The organism is Bartonella sp. AP9QHHD, from assembly GCF_042195625.1.
Taxonomy (GTDB): domain Bacteria; phylum Pseudomonadota; class Alphaproteobacteria; order Rhizobiales; family Rhizobiaceae; genus Bartonella.
Genome location: NZ_JBHIOP010000010.1, coordinates 17141 through 35327, shown reverse-complemented (window position 1 = coordinate 35327; position 18187 = coordinate 17141). Strand labels below are relative to the sequence as shown.

Annotated in this window: 16 protein-coding genes and 1 pseudogene; 15 read left to right on the top strand and 2 right to left on the bottom strand. The window is 42.0% G+C overall.

Annotation, left to right across the window (positions count from 1 at the left end; genetic code table 11):
• Positions 1–92, bottom strand: a pseudogene (locus ACFIK4_RS00795) (transcriptional regulator); the annotation flags it as partial.
• A gap of 1892 nt (positions 93–1984) precedes the next feature.
• Positions 1985–2353, bottom strand: a complete 369-nt coding sequence (locus ACFIK4_RS00790; RefSeq protein ID WP_375674569.1) for a helix-turn-helix domain-containing protein — start codon at positions 2351–2353, stop codon at positions 1985–1987.
• Between the two features lie 1127 nt (positions 2354–3480).
• Here ACFIK4_RS00790 and ACFIK4_RS00785 point away from each other — a divergent pair.
• The 15 genes from ACFIK4_RS00785 (at position 3481) to ACFIK4_RS00715 (ending at position 16868) form a co-directional block, all read left to right on the top strand.
• Entirely contained in the window at positions 3481–3807 is a 327-nt protein-coding gene (locus tag ACFIK4_RS00785; RefSeq protein ID WP_375638511.1) for a hypothetical protein, read from the top strand.
• A 184-nt stretch (positions 3808–3991) separates the two neighbouring features.
• Positions 3992–4123 (top strand): hypothetical protein, encoded by a 132-nt coding sequence (locus ACFIK4_RS00780; protein ID WP_375638505.1) that lies wholly within the window; start codon positions 3992–3994, stop codon positions 4121–4123.
• A gap of 162 nt (positions 4124–4285) precedes the next feature.
• On the top strand, positions 4286–4417 hold the full coding sequence (locus ACFIK4_RS00775) for a hypothetical protein (RefSeq protein ID WP_375611677.1): 132 nt from the start codon (positions 4286–4288) through the stop codon (positions 4415–4417).
• Between the two features lie 46 nt (positions 4418–4463).
• Entirely contained in the window at positions 4464–4613 is a 150-nt protein-coding gene (locus ACFIK4_RS00770) for a hypothetical protein (protein WP_375674567.1), read from the top strand.
• Positions 4614–5276: 663 nt separating this feature from the next.
• Positions 5277–6638: a PBSX family phage terminase large subunit gene (locus ACFIK4_RS00765; RefSeq protein WP_375674565.1), complete on the top strand. Its 1362-nt coding sequence runs from the start codon at positions 5277–5279 to the stop codon at positions 6636–6638.
• Positions 6623–8473, top strand: a complete 1851-nt coding sequence (locus ACFIK4_RS00760; protein WP_375674563.1) for a portal protein — start codon at positions 6623–6625, stop codon at positions 8471–8473. The genes ACFIK4_RS00765 and ACFIK4_RS00760 overlap by 16 nt, the downstream gene beginning before the upstream one ends.
• Positions 8474–8902: 429 nt before the next feature.
• Positions 8903–9676 carry a hypothetical protein gene (locus tag ACFIK4_RS00755; protein ID WP_375674561.1) on the top strand — a complete coding sequence of 258 codons (774 nt, stop codon included), beginning with the start codon at positions 8903–8905 and terminating at the stop codon, positions 9674–9676.
• Between the two features lie 347 nt (positions 9677–10023).
• Positions 10024–11142, top strand: coding sequence for a N4-gp56 family major capsid protein (locus ACFIK4_RS00750; protein WP_273791303.1), 1119 nt, complete (start codon positions 10024–10026; stop codon positions 11140–11142).
• An 83-nt stretch (positions 11143–11225) separates the two neighbouring features.
• On the top strand, positions 11226–11921 hold the full coding sequence (locus tag ACFIK4_RS00745) for a hypothetical protein (RefSeq protein WP_375674559.1): 696 nt from the start codon (positions 11226–11228) through the stop codon (positions 11919–11921).
• A 21-nt stretch (positions 11922–11942) separates the two neighbouring features.
• A complete protein-coding gene (locus ACFIK4_RS00740; RefSeq protein ID WP_375674557.1) occupies positions 11943–12137 on the top strand; it encodes a hypothetical protein in 195 nt (64 codons plus the stop codon).
• 41 nt (positions 12138–12178) lie between these two features.
• A complete protein-coding gene (locus tag ACFIK4_RS00735) occupies positions 12179–12409 on the top strand; it encodes a hypothetical protein (protein ID WP_375674555.1) in 231 nt (76 codons plus the stop codon).
• 53 nt (positions 12410–12462) lie between these two features.
• Positions 12463–13926 carry a hypothetical protein gene (locus tag ACFIK4_RS00730; protein WP_375674553.1) on the top strand — a complete coding sequence of 488 codons (1464 nt, stop codon included), beginning with the start codon at positions 12463–12465 and terminating at the stop codon, positions 13924–13926.
• Positions 13927–14278: 352 nt separating this feature from the next.
• Positions 14279–14731 carry a hypothetical protein gene (locus ACFIK4_RS00725; RefSeq protein WP_375613653.1) on the top strand — a complete coding sequence of 151 codons (453 nt, stop codon included), beginning with the start codon at positions 14279–14281 and terminating at the stop codon, positions 14729–14731.
• Positions 14728–15867, top strand: coding sequence for a tail fiber domain-containing protein (locus ACFIK4_RS00720; protein WP_375674551.1), 1140 nt, complete (start codon positions 14728–14730; stop codon positions 15865–15867). The genes ACFIK4_RS00725 and ACFIK4_RS00720 overlap by 4 nt, the downstream gene beginning before the upstream one ends.
• Positions 15864–16868, top strand: a complete 1005-nt coding sequence (locus tag ACFIK4_RS00715) for a phage tail protein (protein WP_375674549.1) — start codon at positions 15864–15866, stop codon at positions 16866–16868. The genes ACFIK4_RS00720 and ACFIK4_RS00715 overlap by 4 nt, the downstream gene beginning before the upstream one ends.
• Positions 16869–18187 lie beyond the last annotated feature (1319 nt).

Genomic DNA, 18187 nt, shown 5'->3' with positions numbered 1-18187 from the left:
AATTCTTTTTGGGAAAGCCCCATGGAAATGCGTCTGTGGCGAATTCTTTTGCCTATCAAAATATCGATAAAATGTGGATTTTTAGTTGGCACTTCAAGTCCCCCTCCGGTTGCGAGCGCCCTCGCATTGGTATTCCGGGAGGTTGAAAATACTGAACCTAAATCAGCTTTTTGCTTTTAGTGCTGAGAAGCACTTGGACATAGCAAAAACTCCCGGAATCCCGGGATACCCGCAAAGCGGGATAAATTTATGTTTAGGTTTCGGGTCTTCAACTCCCTATTGATCGTTGCGTGGACGATCAAAATCACACTTTAAGTGATAAAGTAATTTCAGAAGATTAGCAAGAAAAATCAAAAATTTTCTATTCTATTATGCCGTAAAACACTGCTCTTTTAGGGGGAGTGAAGAGCTAGAATATTTGAGGGCAGGGCTTGATTTGTTGAGCTTGATGAAGTGTTGTCGTTTGAGGGGGGGGGTCTGAAGACTGTAAGGGTACTAGGCAAAAAGCTGGGTTCGTTTATAGACTATTGTTTATAGAGTGGTGCGGGGTGGTGAACCTTTCGTTGGCTTTGTTCTTTAAAGATGTAAAAGCGTAAAAATGTGAATCTGTAAAAGTGAAGTGGGGGGATTTGTGGATTATATATTGTGCGTGTTTTTGGTCACTTTGGGCTTTTGGGGGCGTGGAATGTGGTGCGAGAATTGGGGGGAAGTGTCTTCGTGAATGGAAGTTTAGAGGAAGAGTGCTGTTAAGTTGTTAAGTGTGTGACGGGAGAGAAAAAGGGGAATGGAGGATGAAGAGAGTGCGCATGGATAAGAGGAGAGTATGGGTAAGGCGGGTGTTGCAAAGAGATGCGTGAAGGATGGCGGTTTTTAAGGAGATAGGGCTTGATTTGTCGAGCCTGATGACGTGCTGTCGTTTGAGGGGCGGGTCTGAAGACTGTAAGGGTACTAGGCAAAAAGCTGGGTTCGTTTACAGACTGTTGTTTATAGAGCGGTGTGGGGTGGTGAACCTTTCGTTGGTTTTGTTCTGTAAAGATGTAAAAGCGTAAAAATGTGAATCTGTAAAAGTGAAGTGGGGGGATTTGTGGATTATATATTGTGCGTGTTTTTGGTCACTTTGGGCTTTTGGGGGCGTGGAATGTGGTGCGAGAATTGGGGGGAAGTGTCTTCGTGAATGGAGGAGAAAGTTGGGATGAAGAGTGCTGTTGAAGTGCGTTTTCTGGAGAAGAGTGTGTGGGAAATGGCTGTGAACAGATTGCAGAGCTGATGTGTAAAGAGATGTGAAGAGAGAAAAATCGTGGTGGGCGTTTATATTCTATGCGGAGCTTAACAATTATAGTTGCATCTATATTTGTATGGGGGATATCCGTGAAATGGGTGTGAGAAGCATTGAGAGGTGTTTTTTTTAATAAGTGGGTGAATGAGCAATACAATGAAAGCCTATTTAGAGGGGAAATCCTATTTAGAGGGAATTCTATTTAGAGGGAATTCTATTTAGGGGGAATTCTATTTAGGGGGAATTCTATTTAGGCGGAAGCCCATTTAGAGGGATGCCTATTTAGGGGAAATCCTATTTTAGCTCTTGTTGTTTTAGACATTGTGTTTTGTATGAGGGGCATTTTGCAGGAAAGGTGTTTTGAGGGATGTGGCTCCCTTAAAGAAAAACACAAAAGTATCAAAAGAAAAATATAAAAACTTGACAAGGTAAATGTAAAAAGGTATCATAATGATACAATCGGAATTGTGCGTTTAAATCAGATGAGATCTCTTGATAAAATTCTGTGAGAGGGGTGGGGATGTTTTTCCAAGGTTTTGGTGTTTTTATCCTATTTTGAAGTTTGTTATCCTATGATGTCGTAAACCGGTGTCGTAAACCGTTTTTTGAGATGTGGTGATATCAGGCGGGCAAGGCTTTAGGCAGAGGGGAATATTGGCAAAGGATGTCGATTGATGCGCTTTTGCCTAATCAGAAATTAACCACTGTCTAATCTGAAATTAACCACAAAATTGCTTTTTGTTTTTTCGCTTCGAGCTCTCTAAAGTTTTTCAAAAGTGCGTGTTCTTTTTCGCTGTATGTGTCTTGATCGTGGTGTAAGGCATGTTCTTTTGTGGGAATATCTGCTGTTAAAAGGTCCGCATAAAAAAAGTTCATAGGAACCTCTAGTTTTTTAGTAATTTCGAGCAAACACCCCGCGCTTACACGATTTAAACCTTTTTCATATTTTTGGATTTGTTGGAAACTGACACCTAAATGGCTTCCTAATTCCTTTTGAGAAAGTCCCATTGAAATGCGTCTGTGACGGATTCTTTTACCTATTGAAATGTCATTAAAATGTGAATTTTTAGTTTGCACTTCAAGCTCCCCTCCGGTTGCGAGCGCCCTCGCATGAGTATTCCGGGAGTTTGAAAGCACTGAGCTCAGCCAGCCTTTTGCTTTTAGTGCTGACAAGCACTTGGACATAGCAAAAGCTCCCGGAATTCCGGGATACCCGCAAAGCGGGATAAATTTATGTACTGAGCGTTCGGGCTTTCAAATCCCTATTTGACCGTTGCGTGGACGATCAAAAACACAGATCAATTCATAAGGCAATTTCAGAAGATTGGCAAGAAAAATCAAAATAATTTCAAAGACTATAAGATTGGGTACTTTTTAAAAAAGTGCGAAATCTGGATTTTTAGTTTGCACTTCAAGCTCCCCTCCGGTTGCGAGCGCCCTCGCATTGGTATTCCGGGAGTAGTAAAGTACTGAGCTCTAGTCAGCATTTTTGCTTTTAGTGCTTATCACACCTGGACATAGCAAAAACTCCCGGAATCCCGGGACACCCACAAAGTGGGTTCATTCTTACGCTAGAGCTTAGGGCTTTACTATCCCTTATTGATCGTTGCGTGGACGATCAATATATCCTTTGAGTGATAAAGTAATTTCAAGGGATTGGCAAGAACAATTAAAAGATTTTCTAGTCTGTTATATTGTAAAATAGGGATGTTTGGGGGGGTGGTAATCTGATGTTAGTAGGGGAATTTACTGGGGAAGAGGTTGGATGATAGTTTAAAACCGGTGCGGGGTGGAAGCTTTATTCAGCAGAGGAAAATTTGCTTTTTGAAGTCGAATTGTAGATCAGAGCTTATCTGGCGTGTTTGATGAAACACCATTCTTTGAAGTGTGGGATAGCCATATGAAATAATCAGCAGGGAAATCTGATAGACGAGAAATCAGCTTGTTGACAGACCCGTGTTTACAGAGGGGCGTGGGGATGGCGGTTTTTGAGTTTCATTTGGCTTTTTTCTGTAATGATGTAAAAGCGTAAAAATGTGAATCTGTAAAATGAAGCGGAGGATTTGGGCTTTATGTGGGCTCTTATCTTTTTGGGTGTGTCCCATTTTTTTTTAATTGTTGAATGCTTGGCAAATTTTGTTGCTGATTTTTATGTCATTTTTTGTGTTTGAGGTTTTGGTTTCTCTTTAGTTGGAAGGAACATGATGATGGTAGATGAACATTGTCTTCCCTTACGTCGAAGAGGGCGGAAAAAAGGGGCTTTAAATAAAACAACAAAGCGATTTAATGAAGCTCTTTTGACAGCGGCGGAGCAGGCTGGATATCACTATGGTGAAGATGGGCTGGTGTCTTATCTTCAGTATCATGCGTTGAATAATCCTGTTCCTTTTTTTTCGCTGCTGGCAAAAGTGTTGCCTCTTCAGGGGGCTGGAGAAGGGCAGGTTAAAACAGTTTCGCGTATTGAGATTGTACCAGTGAATGCAAAAAATAGCGAACCGGAGAAGTGTGATACTTCGATAACTAAGGTTTGAAGAAGGAGCTGTGATGTTTGGGCATTTACTGGAGAGCAGAATATTTCGGTGGGAGATATTGGGGCTTCCTATGTCGAGATGCCGGCTTTTATGGGCGATGACAGAGGGGCGTGTGCTGAAGAGGTGATACCCGAGAGGTACAATGCTTAGGGGGTGTGGTTGTTATCTACTGTTTTGGATTTTTGTGAAGGTTTGGTCTTTTCTCGTTATTGAAGGTGTGGAGATATCAAAAACAGTTTCGCGGATTGAGATTGTGCCAGTGAATGCAAAAAATAGCGAACCGGAGAAGCTTGATCCTTTGGTCACTGAGGCTTGAAGCTACGAGAAAATGTTGGGTTGGGCACATGATGTTTAAGGGATATTGTCTTTGAACGGGGATGCTAGATGTTTGTCTGAAAGCTTATGATTGAAATTGCGGTGAGGGGCGTGTGCTTTAGGCGTGTGAGCTGTGACGTTGTTAAGCTTTGGTGGGGGAAGCATGAGGACGTGGACTGGAGGAGACTTCGGTGCATATGGTGTTTTTTGGGGGTACATGGCGTCTGGGGTGGTCTGTTTGAAGAGGGGCCGGCAAGATGCTTTTATGGCGATGCGTGAGGGGCGCGATACCTGAAAGATGTTGGGGAGTGCTTGATGATATTTGCTGTTTTGGGCATCTGGTGAAGATTTGGTTTTTTCTCGTTATTGAAGGTGTGGAGATATCAAAAACAGTTTCGCGTATTGAGATTGTACCAGTGAATGCAAAAAATAGTGAACCGGAGAAGTGTGATACCTCGATAACTGAGGCTTGTGATATTGAAAAATGTTAGGCTGAGGTGGGTGATGTGGGGTGATGTCTTGCAAGGGGGCTGCTTTGGTGATTGCCTATCTTGAGGGGATTGAAGCGGAGGCTATCGTGCTTGTAGGCGCTCGTGATATTGGGAAGGGGCTTTGGTGAATGATGCCGTAAGGGCCCCCGTGTGCTGGAGGGAATTTGGTGCAGGGTATTTGTGTGGTGGATATGGAACAGTGTTTTGATGGGGGAGGGGCATGAAACTTGAGAGAAGTGTTATGCTTGCGGGATGCATGTGTTTTGGTGGGGGTATCTTGGGGGATAAAGTGTGAGGATTGGTGATGCTTGAGAGGCATGATATTGGAGGATGTTGGGCTTTGGATATGCCTGAGAGCCATGTGCTGAGGCTATGATTTGGTTGGGGGGATACCTTGCTTGTGGTTGGGGGATGACAGGCGCGGTGTTTGAGGGGGTGGGGCTTTTGTGCCTTGGGGGCTTGGGGCGCATAGGTGGGGTCAAGGGGATCTCATGCAAAAAAGTGAAATTTATTGAATATTAGGATGAAGAAAAGATAAAGCGCTGCTTTTGAGAAGGGCGTTTTTCGTTCAATTGCTCTTTTCGTTCAATTGCTCTGGGATCATTAAACTTGGGATAAGCAAAAGGGTGCAGCGCAATTATTGCTAAAGTATGAAAATTTATAATGACAACTGTTCAGAAAATTTCTCAAAAAATTGAGCAGAAAACGGCTCAAGTGGCTCTTATTCCAAAGCTTATTCCTGTTTTTACTGGAAAAGCAGATGTGCGAGCCGCTTGGGGAGGACGGGGTTCTGGAAAAACACGTTCTTTTGCTTTGATGTCGGCTGTGGTGGGATATCGCCATGGAATGGCTGGAGAACGCGGGATTATTCTTTGTGCAAGGCAATTTCAAAATTCTCTTAATGAAAGTTCTTTGGAGGAAATTAAACGCGCTATCGAGTCTTATCCTTTTTTACAAGACTATTATGAAATCGGCGATAAATATATTAAGTCAAAAGATGGACGGATTGTCTATGTGTTTGCTGGGCTTGATCGCAATATCGCAAGTATTAAATCAATGGGACGCGTTTTCCTTTGTTGGGTCGATGAAGCCGAGCCCGTGACAGAAACTGCTTGGCAAACACTTATTCCAACTTTGCGCGAAGAAGGAAAAGATTGGAATGCAGAATTATGGGTCACATGGAACCCATGCCATGAAAATGCAGCCGTGGAAAAACGTTTCCGAAATGTCGATAATCCTCATATCAAAGGGGTGGAAATCAATTGGCGTGATAATCCGCAATTTCCTGAAAAACTCAATCGTGATCGAATGGACGATTTGCAGCAAAGACCAGAGCAGTATAACCATATTTGGGAAGGCGAATATCTCCAAGCTGTCCAAGGGGCTTATTATCAGAAATGTCTGCTGGAAGCCGAAATGGAAGGGCGGATTACCACTGTTCCACGGGATCCTTTGATGCAGGTGAGAATCTTTTGGGATATCGGGGGAACAGGAGCAAAGGCCGATGCTACCGCATTGTGGGTGGCGCAATTTGTTGGACGTGAAATCCGAGTGCTCGATTATTATGAAGCCCAAGGACAACCTCTCTCAGAGCATGTGGGCTGGGTCTTTCAAAGGGGATATGAAAAGGCTCTTATGGTCTTGCCTCATGATGGCGCAACAAAAGATCGTGTCTATAATGTGAGTTTTGAAAGTGCCCTTCAACAAGCCGGTTTTCAAACCAAAATAATTCCTAACCAAGGAACAGGCGCTGTGAAAATGCGTATCGAAGCCGTACGGCGGTTGTTTCCTGCACTATGGTTTAATCGTGAAACGACATGTGCGGGCAGAAAAGCGCTTGCTTGGTATCATGAAAAGCGCGACGAACAGCGCAATATCGGACTAGGGGCTGAACATGATTGGGCTAGCCATGGGGCCGATGCCTTTGGACTGATGTGCGTGGCTTATGAACAACCAAATGCTAGAGTGCGAAAAAAAACTTATCGCTCTTCTCACCATTCTCAAACTTCATGGATGGCTTTTTAATGAATATGTCTACAAATTCTTCTTTTAATCAAATCGAAACGCTTGAAAATCAAGCTCTCTTTAAAAAACTCGTGGGTTGGTATCAGGATGATATTGATCATGTCGAAAAATGGCGAAAAAATGCCCAGGAAGATTACGATTTTTATAATGGACGGCAATGGAATGAGCAAGACTTGGCTGTCTTGCACGAACAAAACAGACCCGTGATGACTTTTAACCGTATTGCACCTTTAATTAATGCTGTGATCGGGGCTGAGCGCAATAATAAAAGACAAGTGCAATTTATTCCACGACAAGAAGGCGCAGCCTTTGCTAATCAGATTCTGACAGGAGCAGCCGAATGGTTTCGCGATGAAGCCGATGGCGAATACGAAGATTCCGATGCTTTTCAAGATGCAATTATTTGCGGTATGGGCTGGACAGATACACGCCTTGATTATGAAGAAGATCCACAAGGAAAACCAATCATTGCGCGGTTGGATCCTATGAAAATGGTGTGGGATGCAAGTGCTGTTAAGTCTAATCTCATTGATGCTCAACGCTTATGGTATATTGATGAAAAACCTCTTGCCGTAGCGCAGGAAATGTTTCCCAATGTTCATTGGAGCGATCTTCATGCGGATTGGGTGAAACATCAGAGCTTTTTACAGCCAACCAGCAATGGGATGACACAAAGTTATCAGTCCGAGAGGGGGTATCAAGGAGAAGAGGGGAGCGGCTATCAACGTCCTAAAATGGTGACATTGGTAGAATGTCGCTGGTTTGAACGCGAGGTGGTTTATAAAGTCCTTGAGCCTCAAAGTGGAAAATTTATCGATTATTCAGAGCAGGATTTCCAAAATTTAAGCAAAACCTTTCCGCATGTCCAAGCAACAAGGTTGAACAGAAAAATTGTCAAACGGGCATTTTTAGGTAGAAAGCTGCTTGAAGCGCCTGATAAGCCCTTGGTTCCACCCAATCAATTGGGATGGGAGTGTATTACCGGTACTTTTGATAAGTTAAGTCGGCAATTTTACGGAATTGTGCGCCCTACAAAAGATCCGCAACGGTGGGCAAACAAATATTTTAGTCAAGTGATGCATTTGCTCAATAGCCAATCAAAAGGCGGCATTATGGCAGAACGCGATGCTTTTGATGATGATCGACAAGCCGTCGAGAGTTGGGCTAGAGCTGATAGTATTACTTGGTTAAAAAGTGGGGCTGTGTCTGGCGGAAGAATCCAACCTAAACCCGTGGCGCAATTTCCGCAAGGGTTTTTTCAATTGTTTAATGAAGCAAAGAGTGCTCTCGAACAGGTGACGGGGTTGTCTTCTGAATTTATTGGGACGCGAGCTGTCAATCAGCCCGGCATTCTTGAACAACAACGGCGACAATCGTCACTTAATCTTTTGGCTTCCTTTTTTGATGGGTTGCGTCGATATCGGCAACGACAGGGAAAAATTATTCTCTATCTTATTCAAAATTATCTCTCCGATGGGCGGTTGGTGCGTATTGCTGGTGATGAAAATGCCCAGTATGTGCCGCTGACACGCGAAATGGTGACAAGCTTGGAATATGATATTGTCGTGGATGATGCGCCAACAAGTCTTAATGAAAAAGAGCGTACTTTTGCATTAATCATGCAATTGCTTCCTTTGATGCAAAATTTTGCAACGCCTGAGATTATGCTCGATCTTTTACGCTATTCGCCTTTACCCGCTTCACTCATTCATAAAATCGCTATAAAGGCGCAAAACTCTTTTCAAGAAGAGCAAAATGCTTCAGCGCAGATGGGGGGTAATGTGGGAACAGAGCAGATAATGCAGATGTTGCAGACAGTAAAGGCTCAACAATAGGACGCTTTGTCATGCGCGACTTCTGATAAATTCCATATATCATAAATTGCTTATCGATTTTCGTAGTGCATGGGCTCCCTTTTCTCAAAAGAACTGTTTTGTAGGGCAGGACTGTTGGGAAAAGTAGGGTGGAGAGGGAGGCTTGCCCGTCATGTGGGGTGAAAACATGGTGGGGATGGTGAGCGCAGAATGGGCTTATCGATTTTTGTAGTGCAATGGGCTCCCTTTTCTTAAAAGAACTGTTTTGTAGGGCAGTGTTGTTGGGAAAAGTAGGGTGGAGAGGGGAGTTTTGCCGTCATGTGGGGTGGAGAGCATTGGGGGGAATACTGGTGCTCAAATGATGGGAGAACATTGAGGGGATAAGTGCTTATGGGCTGTTTTATCTGAAAAATTTGATTTTATTGTTAAAAAAAAGAGAAGGCTAATGTCATGGATCAAGAACACTTAACGCCGGCAGAACAAAACCAATTGAAACAAGATTTTCTGGTCTCAACACAAGAGGGAGAAGATGGTGAAATTGCAAGAGAAGAAAAAACTCTTGAAGATAATTTTCAAGGGCAAGTGCATCAACAACAGTACTCTTCGCAAAAGGCTGGAAAAGAGGTTCAAGGGGGAGAAGATGTTCCACCAGATCCGCAAAAAGACTTTATGGGCTATATGCAATGGTTGGGAAAAACACTCCAAAAACAAGGGCTTTTACATGAAAAACAACAGCCTTCTCTTGCTCGCGAAGCAGAACAGTTGCATGCATTTTTTCAGCAGTCTGTTGCCAGTGTTAAACAAAAGCATCATGATTTTGATCAAGCAGCTGATTTTATTTATGAAACGCGGGCTAAACAGTTGGCAGCTTGTGCTTCGCTCTATCCTGAGATGGCAGACCCCAAAAATATTGATGCGATAATTGGTGATGAGTTGAAGCAGATCTTGCGCGATTGTGCGCAAAAAAATCAAAATCCGGCTGAAGTGATTTACTCTATTGCACAAAAAATTGGCTACACAAATGTTCCCAATAACATGGGTGAAAATTTACAGGAAAGACACAATTCTGCACGTACTCTTGCTGCTTATAACGGCTTGACGCCAAATGGGCCGATTTCTTTGGATATGCTTGATAAAATGTCAGAAGCAGAGTTTAGCGCTTGGGTTGCTGATCCTAAAAATAAAGCCGCTTTTAATCGTTTAATGGGGGGAAGAGAATTTTAAAAACAAGAATGTGGCAGGTGTTTTTTGCGGGAATGTTAAGAGGCTTTTGGCGCAGAAGAATGCGGGAGTGTTTTTTGCGGGGAACGTTAAGAGGCTTTTAGCGCAGGAGAATGCGGGGGAGTGTTTTTTGCGGGAATGTTAAGAGGCTTTTGGCGCAGGAGAATGCGGGGGGATTTCTCAAAGCACGGATGTGGTGAGGAGAGCTCTTATAAGGAGGAGGCAGACGCTAACAGAAATTAGATAAAACTCACGAACAACCTATTCACCATCTGAAATGAAATGTGGTGTTTTGAGCGCCCGGCGCTTTGCCGGGTTTTTTTATGTCAAGAAAACTTTTAGAGGATAAAATGACCGTAACTTATATCGGACTTAATGACCCAATGGCAGTGCGCACATGGTCTAAATTACTAAACCAAGAAGTCTCAAAAGCACTTCCAATTGCGCCGTTGATTGGAAATGATTCAAACAGTATCGTACAATTAAAAGATGAAACTACGAAAGCAAGTGGGGATGCTATTAGCTTTAATTTGCGTGTGCAGTTGCTAGGCGATGGGGTGAGCGAAGGGCAGACATTGGAAGGCAATGAAGAAGCTTTACAGTTTCTCAATGATCGCTTGGCAATTAATGAACTCGTTCATGCTGTGCGTGTCAAAAATGAGGGAACGATTGATCAACAACGAATTCTCCATGATTTGCGCACCGAGGCAAAAAATGGTTTGGTTGATTGGTATGCAGATCGTCTGAGTATGATGTTCTTCATTCAAGTTTGCGGGTATACCGCAAAAACAATTAACTTTGAAGGACGCACGATTACCCTTAAACCAGTTCATTATGGGTTTAATGCGCCAACGGCACCAACCAATAAACGTGTGGTACGTCCTAATGATAAAGCAAAAGATGAGGACTTAAAAGAAGACGATGTTTTTGATCTCAGCTTGATTGATAAAGCAGTTGAACGGGCTAAATTGGCAAATCCTAAAATTAGACCTGTGCGGATCGATGGGGAAAATGTTTATGTGCTTTATCTTCATCCAACCCAAGTGACACAATTGCGAACCAATACTGATGCGGGGCAATGGCTCGACATTACTAAGGCAATCTATAGTGGAAGTCGTATCAAAAATCCGCTCTATGATGGGTCTTTGGGCATGTATAATGGTGTGGTTTTGCGCGAAGCTGAACATATTACCGAAGGGGTCGAAGCTGGAACCGCTAACAAAGCTGTACCAAATGTGCGGCGGGCTGTTCTGCTTGGTGCGCAGAGTGCTGTGATTGCTTTTGGTAAAGATCGAGGGGCGACACGCTATAAATTGGTGGAGGAACTCTTCGACTATGAAAGAGAATTCGGGGTCGCGGCAAAAACCATTATCGGTATGAAAAAAACTTGCTTTACCTTGCCAGGAAGTACGCAAGGGGCTCAGGATTTTGGCACTATCGTCATCCCAACTTATGGAGCGCCAGCTTAAAGCGAACGCTTGCTCTCTTCCCCCAACAAGAGGGATCTGTTGGGGGAAAAATTTAAAATGCTTCCAGAAACAAGGACAGGCTTATGACCACTTTATCCACTGATCCCCAAAATCTAAACCTTACACATTCAGACCATTCTAAAACTTTTGCTTATATGGTCGCGCTTATTCAAGATGAAATTGACGATACAACAGCGGAATATTCCCTGCAAATTCAAGATTCAATTTTTACGGCTTTGCGTTTGTGTGAACGCGAACCCTTTTTCTTTAATGAAAAAAGAGAAAGGACGTTTAAAACACAAAGTGGTAAAACATGGTATGGGCAAGAAGAGGGGGTTTTTATTGAAGCAGAAAAGAGTTTGGAGGGCGTCTTTTTAGTAACAAAGAGTGCAATACCAACAAAGTTGTTCTTTAAGCCCTTGGAAGTGTTGCATCAACAATATGGTATGCATCCTGCGCTAGGAACGCCATTCTTTTATACCTACCTTGATCAAAAAATAGGACTCTTTCCAACACCAGAACATGTGGAAACTGTACAGCTTTCTTATGCTCCTGTTCATTTTGCCGATGAACAGCTGAAAGAGGATGATAACCCTTGGTTGATTTATGCTTTTGATCTTATTAAAGCACGGGCAAAATATGAACTTTATAAAAATATTCTTAAAGATCCTGAATATGCCGCCGTTTCTTTCAGAGATTTTCAAGAACAGCTTCAAGCTTTGCGCATTGAAACATCGCGCCGAAAAGGTTCTTCAAAAATTCGTCCAATGCGTTTTTAAAAAGTTCATTTCAAATCGTTTATGGCTGGCGTTGAAGGTTGGTTTGGCACTGGTGGCTGGTTTGTCACTTATGGCTGGATTTGCGCGTTGGGTGTTGATGGTGAAGGGCTGGTGGATGGCGTTGGGGTGGCCATTATTGATGGTATCGTTTTTTTTGGTGCGTTAAACAACCTAAGGTTGTTTATTTTGTTGAATTTTATGCCTTTAGAGTTTTAAGGGCTTTTGTGGTTTTTTATCCATAAGCCTTGGTATTTTGAATGGCACTGAGCTTTTCAAAGATTTTATGGGGGCTTTTGATGGCTCTTTCCCCCGTCATTGTGGGGGGTGATTTGCGGGCAGTTGATTTTGGTTTGGCGCTGGTGGATGGCTGGGGTGGCTATTATTTATGGTATCGTTTTTTTTGGTGCTTTAGACAATCTAAGGTTGTTTATTTTGTTGAATTTTATGCCTTTAGAGTTTTAAGGGCTTTTGTGGTTTTTTATCAATAAGCCTTGGTGTTTTGAATGGCACTGGGCTCTTCAAAGATTTTATGGGGGTCTTGATGGCTTTTTTCCCAATCGCTGATTATCGACCCGATGTGGCGGATATCAATGGAATTTTTACCGATGAACTTGTTAATGTGCTCCCGGCGGATGGCTCCTATATCCCTATGCCAAGTTTTGAACCTTTATCAGAGCCTTGTCCGGAGCCAATCTTAGGCACTCTTGCGGTTAAAACAAAAAATGGAGTTTCTATTATTGTCGGGACAAGAGAAAAAATCTACTTGCTTGATAATACAACAATGAACTGGAAAGATATTAGCCAAAAAGGAAAACCTTATCTGGCTAATGTTGATGCTCCGTGGTCTTTTGCTTTGTTTGGTGATTTTATCATTGCTGTGAATGCCAATGATAAACCACAAGTGATTGATATTAATCATGATAAAACATTTAGAAATTTAGGAGGAAATCCACCACAGGCAGGGATTGTTCGAATCTGGGGAGATTTCGTTTGTTTGATGAAATTAACCGAAAATCCAAGACGGGTTCATTGGTCTGGATTAAATGATGCTGAATTTTGGACCGTGGGAAAAAAAAGTTGTGATTATCAAGATTTTCCTGATGGCGGATTCGTCCAAGGGGCAACGGAGACAACAAATCCAATTATCTTTATGCGTTCTGCAATCTATGCTGGTTCTTTTATTCCTGGCTCTAAGATTATTTTTAGTTTCCAAAAAATCCACGATAAACGAGGCGCAAAAAATGCTGAATCAATTGTTTGTAGAGGCGATTTAGCATTCTTTGCCGATGAGGGCGGGTTTTATCAAATAACAAATGAGGGACAGATTATACCCATTGGGTTCGAAAAAGTCGATCGAACGATGACCGCAAAATCAAGGAAGGATAATCTGTACACTCTGTCTGCTGCTATCGATGGGGTGTATAATCGTGTTTATTGGATGGTTGATTCTGATGAGAACCTTCATAAACGTATCTTGCTCATTTATGATTGGGGATTGCAAAAATGGACAAAAGCTCTCGTCGATATCAAAATGATATTGCCTATTTTCTTAGCAGGAACAACCCTAGAAGGTCTTGATTTTGTGACTAAGAATATTGACGATTTGTCCTTTTCTCTTGATAGTAAAGCTTGGAAAAATGAATCGCCTATTCTGGGGGCATTTGATCAACAGGGGAGACTGGGTTCGTTTTCTGGGGGTCCTATGGCTTGTGTCGTGACATCACAAGAAATGGGGCAGACAAATGGCATGATAACACGGGTGAAAAATATTATGCCTCAAGTCAATAGTGGAAAGTTTTATTTGTCTGTGGGAATGCGCTTTCGACAATCTCTTGAAGAGGAAACTGTTTGGTTGCCAGAAAAACAGCCCTCTTATAATACTGGACAAATTCACTGTCGTGCAAGGGCACGGTTTTATCGCTTTAAATTGCGTATTCCTGAGGGGGTGAATTGGACTCATGTCACTGGATTTGATGTGGAATTGACGCGGTCCGGCATGCGATAGGCATGCCCTTTTGTAATATCATGCGATAGGCTCAAGCCTCTATTATTAAAGAACAAATGCCCCATAGACTTCCCAAACCTTTATAAACAAAGGCACAATGCGATAAGCTGTGTCTTTATAATATGAAGAACAAGGTGGTGCGTTATGTTTCATGCTTTTCTGCGATAAAGGAAAAATAGGCTGCACCATGGTTTATTTTTATAAAGAAAAAAGTTCCCTCTTTGTTGTGACAAAGGGATGATGGGGCTTTTTTCTTTTATTGTGCGGGGGGGGGGCATGGAATGCGTGAAGTATGCATGGGGATGCGTATTGCTCAAATGAGGGAAATGACAAAGCTAAAAGAGCTAAAATTATGATGCAAGAGAGTCAAGATTTATATTCTGCTCATCTGACAGAGCAGTGGCCATGGGAAAAAATAGCTCCCTATCAAGAGGCTCTCAATGCTGCATTGAAAAAATATGTTCAGCGCTTTCCGGATGATGTTTGTCTGGAAAAAATTGCTGAAGAAATCGCTACAGGACAAGCACAATTGTGGCTGGTCTTAAAAAATAAAATCCAATTTAGTGCTTTTGCAATTACCAAAGTTGAAATAACCCATACGGGAAAAAAATGCGTCGTTCTCTCTGATCTTGCTGGAGAGGGAGGGCTGAAATTGGTCAAATTGATTGATGAAGTCGAAAAATGGGCGCGAACAATTAATGCTGAAGAAATGCACATGTTTGGAAGAACTGGATGGGCGAAAAAGCTCGCTCATCACGGATATTCTCGTAATCTTATTCAATATAGAAAGGTTCTGAACCCATGAGTAGAAAAACCACACCTCAAGTGCAAACAACAACACAAACAAATGCTCCACCTGCTTGGGCGGCTGATATTCTTAAACAAGCCAGTGCCGATGCACTTGGACTTTATAATAAAGGAATTGGCGGAAACGTTTATCAGGGAGACAGAGTCGCTGGTCTTAGCAATATGACAAAAAATGCGCTGACCGGTTTACAACAAGCAGCAGGGCTTTATAACAATCCAACGGTAACGCAATGGTTGAATGCCCCAACCAACAGCGCTACAAATCTTTCCGGTATGGCTAAGGGAAGCTGGATTGGAAGCAATAGCAAATTTAATACCGCATTGCAAAATGCTCTGAATAAAACGTCCGATGCAATTAATCAATCGATGTCGGGAGCAGGACGTTATGGTTCTGGGGCTCATACTGGTGTGCTGGCCGATGAGTTAGGCGCCTTGGCAACAAATGCTGCAGCACAGCAATATAATCAAGATATTAACAATATGATGAATGCAAACCAGATGATTGATCGCTCTCAGAATGATCAAGTTAATGCGGCAAATAGCTATTATCAAGGACAGAGTAACGTGCAAAGCAATGCTTTGAAAGGGGGTATGATTCAAGATATAAACCGCCAAAATGTCTTAGATGCTGAACGCCAAAAATGGTCAGAAAAAGATAATCAAGATTGGAACCGATTGCAAAGTTTGTTACAGGTAGGAACACAGGCTGCTGGAAATTACGGAACGACTTCAGGAAAATCCACGACAATGCCTTCTGTGACAAAAGATCCATTGCGTGATGCGCAGCAAGTGCTTGGGTTGGTCGGAGGAATTTTAGGGCTTTGTGACGTGAGAGCAAAAGAAAATATTATCCCTGTGGGGCAGAAAAAGGGATATCCACTTTATACCTTTAATTATAAGGGAAATCCACAACGTTATCAGGGCGTTATGGCGCAAGACGTGTTGCGTGTGAACCCTGAAGCTGTTTATGTCAATGCGAAAACAAAGTTATTGCATGTTGATTATGACAAAATAGGACTGAAAATGGAAAAAATGAAAATGGAGAAAATGCCGGCATCTAAAAATAAAATTGCGGCTTTCTTTTCTTCATTTTTTGCTCGTTTTCCCTTTTTGAAAAAAGAGTATCTTCTATGAGCTCGATTTATGATTGGTCAATTGTTGCATCAGAAAATGCTTATGTCGACGAGAATATAAACTGGGCAGAAGGGCAACCGCCAAGCACAGTCAATGATAGTGCTCGCGCTATGATGCAACGCATCAAAGAATATTTGTTGGATAATGGGGGCGGGATTGAAACACAGTTTACTGTCGATGTGAAAAATGAGAGAACGTCACTTCGTTTGGCAACAAAGTCTTTTTTTGAGACTTATATGGATGGCATTGTTGTGCGCTTTAAAGCACAAGGCGTCAACAGAGGAATAACAAATATTTCTTTAAATCAATTGCTACCACGACCAACTTATATGGCAACGCCAGAGGGTATTATGCCTTTAAAGGGCGGGGAAATTCAAAAGGGGGGGCTTTATGAGATCGTCTATACGCGTGATATTGCCGGAAAAAATGCTGATGGCTGGTTTTTAACCAATCCTACTATAAAACTTCCTGAAATCCCTCCCTTTCCTCCTTTGCCTGAAACTTTTTCTTCTGGATTTATCGGGACTTTTGCTACAGAAAAAATACCCTCTGGATGGTTACTCTGTGATGGTAAAGAATATTCGCGAAGGAACTATGCCAATCTTTTTGCTGTTTTGGGAGAAACATGGGGAAAAGGAGACGGGAGAACAACATTCAATGTTCCCGATTTGCGTGGAATGTTTTTACGGGGGCTCGATAGTGGAAAAGAAATTGATAAAGGACGTCGCTTGGGAAGCCGACAAGAAGAGTCTTTTAAATCTCATACCCATGAAGGAAAAACAGATTCAACAGGTAACCACCAGCATAGTTATCCAATGATTGAAAAGGTAGTTTGGGATATGAATCACGGTGAATATTATAGAAATCTGGCTCAAATTTACAATAAAAATTTGTTGACAGGTCCTGCGGGAGAGCATGAACATAAGGTCTTGTTGCAAAAAACAGGGGGAGATGAAACACGTCCTGTCAATGTGGCGGTGGTTTATGCTGTCAAAGCCTGAGAATGAAAGCTGTGTGAGAGAAAGATAAAAATGCTTGCAAAATGTTTGTTATGAAAAAAGTCTTATTGAATATAAAGTCTTATAGAATATATTGTGCAGAAAGTTTTGAGGCGCTTTAGAAAAAAAACTCAACTCTCTTTATTCTTTTATTTTTTGTGCTGCCTTTGTTGGATGCCTAAAGGTGAGTTTACCTATTGTTCTTTAGAGGATCAAGACAGTGATTATTAAAGGTAGGGAAAGAACAAAAAACCTTTCTTTATTCATGGCGTTTTTTGCTGAGGAATAAAGATTTTATCCCAAATGCCTCTCTCTTGTGGTGTCGTGATACATTATTTCAAGTGCTGGGTTTAAACCGCTGCTGTGCGATGACAAAAAGCCCCTAGATAATTTTATCCTATTATAGCGTAAATACCGTCATTAAAACACTATTATTGAAGCTGGTGATATCAGTAAGATAGCTTAAAGTATTTAATACATTAGCAACTGTTCTGGGGAGGATTTGCTTGGTTAAGTATTATGCAAGTGAATCATATAAATAATGAGCAGATATGGAGCTCCTTCAGAGGAGTTGGATTGTTTACAAACCGATGTGGGGCTAAAACCTTTGTCCTTTGAGGGTGGTGGAAAGAGGTCAACGGATATGTTTATTTAAAGCGAGAAAAAGCAAAATGGAGCACTCCCTTTTTTGGCAAAGCGTGTAGGAAAAAAGCCACTCTTTGTTTTCAAAATGGGTGCACTGTTGGCAAGAGCAGCAGGTTGGCGATGCGTTGTAGTACATGGTGAGGCATTGAACCCTCTGAGATGGCATTTTGTGTTTATCAGGCAACTTCTTGAAACGGGATGAGAGTGATACGAGAAAAATCTATAAGACAATAGTTTGTTCCGTTGTGTTGTAAAATACCATTGTTTGAGATGTGGTTAAAATTTTATGCATGGGGTGTTTTTCATCTGTGCGTATTCCTAACGCAGCATTTTTTTGTAGAATAACTCTGGACAGGGGATACATTACAAGGATGCATTTGAAGGGGGAAGCCAAGTCAAATCTGTTAGATAAGAAGCCAGATTGTTGACAAACCATTGTTTATTGATTGCCATTATTTAAAGACCGGTGTGGGCTTTGTCCTTTTGGGAAAGGTTGATACAGCATGCAAGGTGACATGCATTTCTCTTTGGTTTTAGGTGGTAAAATCATCATTTTAGGTGGAAAACAGAGTATAATCTAAAAAAATACCTTGTAAAAATTTTCGATGAGGAATTTTTTTCAAAAGCTTTTCATATGGTTGTCTGAGGTTGTCTGAGGTTGTCTGAGGTTGTCTGAG

Coding starts and splice junctions, on each gene's coding strand:
- ACFIK4_RS00765 (WP_375674565.1), top strand. CDS start 5,277: ATGACAACTGTTCAGAAAATTTCTCAAAAAATTGAGCAGAAAACGGCT.
- ACFIK4_RS00745 (WP_375674559.1), top strand. CDS start 11,226: ATGACCACTTTATCCACTGATCCCCAAAATCTAAACCTTACACATTCA.
- ACFIK4_RS00725 (WP_375613653.1), top strand. CDS start 14,279: ATGATGCAAGAGAGTCAAGATTTATATTCTGCTCATCTGACAGAGCAG.
- ACFIK4_RS00730 (WP_375674553.1), top strand. CDS start 12,463: ATGGCTTTTTTCCCAATCGCTGATTATCGACCCGATGTGGCGGATATC.
- ACFIK4_RS00715 (WP_375674549.1), top strand. CDS start 15,864: ATGAGCTCGATTTATGATTGGTCAATTGTTGCATCAGAAAATGCTTAT.
- ACFIK4_RS00735 (WP_375674555.1), top strand. CDS start 12,179: ATGGCACTGAGCTTTTCAAAGATTTTATGGGGGCTTTTGATGGCTCTT.
- ACFIK4_RS00755 (WP_375674561.1), top strand. CDS start 8,903: ATGGATCAAGAACACTTAACGCCGGCAGAACAAAACCAATTGAAACAA.
- ACFIK4_RS00775 (WP_375611677.1), top strand. CDS start 4,286: ATGAGGACGTGGACTGGAGGAGACTTCGGTGCATATGGTGTTTTTTGG.
- ACFIK4_RS00740 (WP_375674557.1), top strand. CDS start 11,943: ATGGCTGGCGTTGAAGGTTGGTTTGGCACTGGTGGCTGGTTTGTCACT.
- ACFIK4_RS00760 (WP_375674563.1), top strand. CDS start 6,623: ATGGATGGCTTTTTAATGAATATGTCTACAAATTCTTCTTTTAATCAA.
- ACFIK4_RS00785 (WP_375638511.1), top strand. CDS start 3,481: ATGATGGTAGATGAACATTGTCTTCCCTTACGTCGAAGAGGGCGGAAA.
- ACFIK4_RS00720 (WP_375674551.1), top strand. CDS start 14,728: ATGAGTAGAAAAACCACACCTCAAGTGCAAACAACAACACAAACAAAT.
- ACFIK4_RS00750 (WP_273791303.1), top strand. CDS start 10,024: ATGACCGTAACTTATATCGGACTTAATGACCCAATGGCAGTGCGCACA.